We start from the raw sequence: 4,866 nt of genomic DNA, 5'->3' as shown, positions 1-4,866 counted from the left end.
GACCTGGCCGCGCACCCGGTCCGGGTCGACGGCGGGGTGGTCCTCGGTCGGGTTGGCGTCGCCCTTCGTCACGAGGAAGCCGTTCTTCTCGTACCGGACGACGCGGTGCAGGTAGGTGCCGCTCTCCCGGCCCGGGTCGGTGACGAGCACGATCCGGCCCGGGGGCAGGGCCTCGCCGTGGGCGTCGCCCGGGCCGACGAGCGCGACGTCCCCGGGGCGGATGACGGGCAGCATCGAGCCGGTGAGCACGACCTTGGGCTGCCAGCCGACGAGCATCGGCGCGTGCGACCACCAGAGCAGGCCGCCGACCGACGCGAGGTAGGCGATCGAGGCGAGCTGGAGGCTCTGCAGCAGCAGCCCGGGGCCGCGGCGCCGGCGCGGACGGCGCAGCGTGCCGGCGGCCGTGCCGGCTGCCGGGCCGGCGGCCGTGGCTCGGCTCACGACTGCGCCTCCCAGACGAAGGTCGCCGTCGCCGCCGTGCCCTGGAGGGCGTCACCGGAGGCGGGGTCCACGGTCCACGTGATCCGGTAGACCTGCACCTGCGCGGGCCCGGTCGGGGCGAACGACCCGACGCCCGTGGCGAAGTCGTGGGCCGTCGTCCCGAGCGAGGTGAGCGAGCCCGACCAGATCGTCGTCCCGGCGAAGCCCGTGCAGTCCGCCGCGGACCCGACGTTGCCCGCCCCGACGCCCTGCTCGACGACGACTCCCAGGTACTGCCCGAGCGACCCGGACACGGACGTCGCGTAGAACCGGACGGTCGCGGCGACCGACCCGCCGTAGGTCACGGCGATGCAGCGGGACGCGGTCTCGCCGGGGACGACGGGACCGGCCGTGAACAGCGCGGTCGACGCGTCGTCGTCCGAGAGCGCGACGGTGCCCGACGACCACGAGTTCGCGCCGTTGGCCGTCGACGCCGTGAACGCCGCGTTCGTCCCCTGCCACACGAAGGTGCCGCTGCCGAGGACGCCCACGACGAGGCCGGCGAGCACGATCCTCGCGTTCTGCGCCCGGGACCGGCGCGTGAGGCCCGCCGGGGTGGCCATCCGCCGCTCCCTTCCGTCGTCGCCGGCCCGGGTCAGGCCTGCGACTCCCACTGGAAGGTCGCGGCGCAGGTGGCGCTCTGCATGTTGTCGGGCGTCGAGGCGTTGAGCGTGTAGGTGAACTTGTAGACCTTGGTGTCGGTGTTCGTCGTCGGCGCGAAGCTGCCGACGCCGCTGCCGAAGGCCGTCTTCGTCGAGGCCATGTTCGACAGCGTGCCCGAGTAGATCGTCGTGCCGGAGAAGCCCGTGCAGCTCGAGAACGTGCCGCCGCTGCCCTCCTCGACGACGAGGTCGACGTACGGGGCGAGCGTGCCCGACGACGACGCGACGTAGAGCTTGACGTTCGCGGCGACGTTCCCGGTGTAGCTCACCTTGATGCACTTGCTGCCGGTGGAGCCGGGCACGAGTCCGGTCGCGTTGAAGAGCGCCGTCCCGGAGTCGTCGTCGCTGATGGTCACGGCGCCGGCGGTCCAGTTGTTGGCCCCGTTGTTCGTCGTCGACGTGAACGCGGCGTTGGTGCCCTGCCACACGAAGGCCCCGGAGCCGAGCAGACCTGCGACGACCGCCGCTGCGACGGCGACCGCTCCGGTGCGCCGGCGCGACGATCCGCTCATCGTGCTCCCCTCCTTCTCCCGTCCGCGCACCCTCCTGGCGCAACGGTCCGACACTGCTCCTATCGGCAGGCGCGGCCGGGAGTTCAGCAGGCAGGCCCCAGGACGCAGCAGGAACGCCCGGACGGGTGACCCCCTCACCCGGACGGGCGTCTCAAGGGTTCCGGCGATCCGGTCGATGAGCAGGACAGCCACGGACGGCTGCACCAGCGCGCACGGATCCTCGCAACGCGCGCCCCAGGGAGAGGTCCACCGCATGCCGTCCAGCCGCGTCGCCCGGCTCGCCGTACCCATCATCGTGGTGCTCGTCGTCATCATGATGGTCGTCCCGCTGCCGGCAGCGCTGCTCGACCTGCTCATCGCGGCGAACATCGCGATGAGCCTCGTGGTCCTCCTCGTGGCCATGCAGGTGCGCAAGCCGCTGGACTTCGCGGTCTTCCCGACGATCGTCCTCGTCGGCACGATCCTGCGCCTGGCGCTCAACGTCTCCTCGACCCGGCTCGTGCTCCGCGACGGCTACGCCGGCAAGGTCATCGAGGCGTTCGGCCACATCGTCATCGGCGGCTCGCTCGTCATCGGTCTCGTCGTCTTCGCGATCCTCGTGATCATCCAGCTGACCGTCGTCACCAACGGTGCGGCCCGGGTCGCGGAGGTCGGCGCCCGCTTCACCCTCGACGCGATGCCCGGCAAGCAGATGGCGATCGACGCCGACCTCAACTCCGGCCTCATCGACGAGGACGAGGCGCGCCGCCGCCGCAAGGAGGTCTCCGCGGAGGCCGACTTCTACGGCGCCATGGACGGTGGCACGAAGTTCGTCAAGGGCGACGCGGTCGCCGCCGTCATCATCACCCTCGTCAACCTCGTCGGCGGCTTCGCGATCGGCATGCTCCAGAAGGGCATGGCCCCGGGCGAGTCGATCCAGACCTACAGCCTCCTCACCGTCGGCGACGGGCTCGTCTCGCAGATCCCCGCGCTGCTCATGTCCGTCGCGACGGGCGTCATCGTCACCCGCTCGACGGGCGAGGGGGACGTCGGCAACGACCTCGTGCGGCAGCTCTCCCGGCACCGCGAGGCGCTGCGCATCGGCGGCCTGGCGCTCGTCGGCCTGTGCTTCGTGCCGGGGATGCCGAAGATCCCGTTCCTCATCGCCGGCGGCGGGCTGCTCGTGGCGGCCTTCCGGACGCCGCCGCCGGACGACATCGGCGGGGCCCCGGGCACGATCCCCGGCCAGATCGCGCTGCCCGCGGCCCCCGGCCCCGGCGACAACCCCGCGCCGGACCCCATCACCGAGTCGCTGCGCGTCGACCCGCTCGAGCTGCTCCTCGCCCCCGACCTCATCGACCTCGTCGACCCGGCCCGCGGCGGCGACCTGCTCGACCGGGTCCGGGCGCTGCGCCGCAAGACCGCGCTCGACCTCGGCATCGTGCTGCCGCCGGTGCGCACCCGGGACGGCGCGATGCTGGCCCCCGGCACCTACGAGATCCGGATCGGCGGCGTGACGGCGGCGGCCGGCGAGGCGCCGCCCGGCCACATCCTCGCCATCGGCGACGCGCCGGACATGCTCCCCGGACGGCGCACGACCGAGCCGGTCTTCGGCCTGCCCGCCGTGTGGGTCGCGCTGGAGAACCGCGCCACCGCGGAGGTCGTCGGCGCGACGCTCGTCGAGCGGGCCGCGGTCGTCACGACCCACCTCGCCGAGATGGTCCGCCGGCACGCGAGCCGGCTGCTCTCCCTGGACGACGTCCGCGAGCTCGTCGACGTCCTCAAGACCGAGCGGCCCACGACCGTCGAGGAGCTCGTCCCCGGGCTGCTGCCCCTCGCCAGCGTCCAGCGGGTGCTCCAGGGGCTCCTCGACGAGCAGGTCTCGATCCGCGACCTCGGCCGGGTGCTCGAGGGCGTCGGCCAGCGGGCCCGCTCCACCCAGGACCCGGACGCGCTCCTCGAGTCCGCCCGCGCGGCCCTCGGACCGGCCCTGACCTCCCCGTACCTCACCGAGGGCACGCTGCACGCGGTCACCCTCGACCCGGGCGTCGAGACCGAGTGCGCCGAGGCGATGCGGGCCGGCGAGCAGGGCGTCGTCCTGGCCCTGGACCCCCGGTCGGCGAGCCGGATCGTCCAGGATCTGGCCTCTCTCGTGACCCAGGCGGAGAACAACGGCCTCACCCCGGTCCTGCTCGTGGCGGGACCACTTCGACTACCGCTTCGCCGGTTACTGCGTGGCAGCCTTCCCACACTGCCTGTGATCGGCTTTGCTGAGACCTCGGGGGTGCCGTCGATCGAGACCATCGGACAGGTGAGCCGTGGCCACGAACTTGCTGCTTGAGGGGGACGACCTCGAGGCGTTGCTCCTGCGGGCAGCGGCCGAGGGCGGCGCGAACGCGCGCATCCTCCGCGCCGAGAAGGTCCGCCAGGGCGGCTTCATGGGCTTCTTCGCCCGGGAGCACTTCGAGGTCGCGGTCGAGATCCCGGACGCGGTGCAGGTGCAGGACCCGGACGGCACAGCCGCCGCCGGGGCCGTCGGCACGCCCGCGGAGCGTCGTCCCGGGCAGCAGGAGGCCGGTCCGCAGGGTCGCCAGCAGGACCGCCAGCAGGGTCAGCAGCCGGGCCGGCAGCCGCAGGGTCGGCCGCCCGGCCGTCCGGTGCGGGCCTACGACGAGGCGGACGACGAGCAGGTCGCCGCGCTCGTCGCCGCGCTCTCGCAGGACCGCACCCCCGAGCCGGGGATGCTCGCCGCCGAGGGCCTCCTCGGCCTGGCCGACCGCGTGAGCGCCGCCGAGCGCGCCGCCGCCGGTGGGACCGCCGGTCGCCCCGCCGGCCCCGACGACAGCGTCGACGTCCGCAGCGGCCCGCCGAACGCCCTCGCCGGCGCCCGGGCCCGCTCCGCGTTCGAGCGCTACCTGCCGCAGTCCTCCCCGGCCCCCAGCGAGCCCGAGGCCGGGGCCGGTGGCCCGGCCTCCGGCTGGTGGGCCGGCGTCCCGACCCCGGCGCACGGCATCGCCGCGCTCAGCGCGGCCAACGGCATCGACGGCGTCGTGCCGTGGACCGAGCCGGTCGCGGCGGCCGCCGCCCGGGCCGTCGACGAGCGGATCGCCGCCGACCGGGCCGACGCGGCCCAGGCGGACGCCGAGCGCGCCTTCGCCGAGGAGCAGGCCGCCGCCGAGGCGGTCATCCGGGCCGCCGTCGAGAGCCGGCGGGCCGGACGTCGGAGCGCAGGG

4 protein-coding genes and 1 pseudogene are annotated in these 4,866 nt (G+C 74.3%); 2 read left to right on the top strand and 3 right to left on the bottom strand.

Annotation, left to right across the window (positions count from 1 at the left end; translation table 11 throughout):
• The 3 genes from EDJALFJO_RS33150 to EDJALFJO_RS00430 all read right to left on the bottom strand — a co-directional run.
• Positions 1–441 (bottom strand): S26 family signal peptidase (locus EDJALFJO_RS33150; protein ID WP_143448199.1); only part of this gene is annotated, 441 nt, incomplete at its 3' end.
• Entirely contained in the window at positions 438–1,043 is a 606-nt protein-coding gene (locus EDJALFJO_RS00435) for a hypothetical protein (protein ID WP_088281098.1), read from the bottom strand. The genes EDJALFJO_RS00435 and EDJALFJO_RS33150, both read right to left, overlap by 4 nt.
• A gap of 32 nt (positions 1,044–1,075) precedes the next feature.
• Positions 1,076–1,654, bottom strand: a complete 579-nt coding sequence (locus tag EDJALFJO_RS00430) for a hypothetical protein (RefSeq protein ID WP_088281096.1) — start codon at positions 1,652–1,654, stop codon at positions 1,076–1,078.
• A 253-nt stretch (positions 1,655–1,907) separates the two neighbouring features.
• Here EDJALFJO_RS00430 and EDJALFJO_RS00425 point away from each other — a divergent pair, with 253 nt between their 5' ends.
• Positions 1,908–3,974: a flagellar biosynthesis protein FlhA gene (locus EDJALFJO_RS00425; protein ID WP_088281094.1), complete on the top strand. Its 2,067-nt coding sequence runs from the start codon at positions 1,908–1,910 to the stop codon at positions 3,972–3,974.
• Positions 3,952–4,866, top strand: a pseudogene (locus tag EDJALFJO_RS33920) (hypothetical protein); the annotation flags it as partial. The gene EDJALFJO_RS00425 and the pseudogene EDJALFJO_RS33920, both read left to right, overlap by 23 nt.

The sequence above is a fragment of the Kineosporia sp. A_224 genome (assembly GCF_002198655.1).
Lineage (GTDB): Bacteria > Actinomycetota > Actinomycetes > Actinomycetales > Kineosporiaceae > R-H-3.
This window is presented reverse-complemented; position numbering and strand designations above follow the sequence as displayed.

Coding starts and splice junctions, on each gene's coding strand:
- EDJALFJO_RS00435 (WP_088281098.1), bottom strand. CDS start 1,043: ATGGCCACCCCGGCGGGCCTCACGCGCCGGTCCCGGGCGCAGAACGCG.
- EDJALFJO_RS00430 (WP_088281096.1), bottom strand. CDS start 1,654: ATGAGCGGATCGTCGCGCCGGCGCACCGGAGCGGTCGCCGTCGCAGCG.
- EDJALFJO_RS00425 (WP_088281094.1), top strand. CDS start 1,908: ATGCCGTCCAGCCGCGTCGCCCGGCTCGCCGTACCCATCATCGTGGTG.